Here is a 268-nt window from a genome sequence, read left to right on the forward strand (position 1 = left end):
GTCCAGCGCCATCACGCAGCCGGTCGGCGCGTTCGGGTTGGGGAAGATGATCCCGCCATTAGGCTTGGCGTAGTCCGCCACGCGGATCTGGAACTGCTCATCCAGCGGCACCGGGGCGGAGGTGATGCCATACAGCCCGCAGTACACCGGGTAGAAGCTGTAGCTGATATCCGGGAACAGCAGTGGCAGGTCGTGCTGGAACAGACCGTGGAAGATATGCGCCAGGACTTCGTCGGAACCGTTACCGAGGAATACCTTGCTCCCATCC

General features: G+C 61.9%; 1 protein-coding gene. It reads right to left on the reverse strand.

The genetic code is table 11. From position 1 onward, the window contains the following. Window positions 1-268 (reverse strand): aminotransferase class I/II-fold pyridoxal phosphate-dependent enzyme (locus ACTHSW_RS10895; protein ID WP_440373926.1); only part of this gene is annotated, 268 nt, incomplete at both ends.

The sequence above is a fragment of the Neisseria sp. P0008.S004 genome, assembly GCF_051962755.1.
In the GTDB taxonomy this organism is placed as follows: Bacteria; Pseudomonadota; Gammaproteobacteria; order Burkholderiales; family Neisseriaceae; genus Neisseria; species Neisseria subflava_A.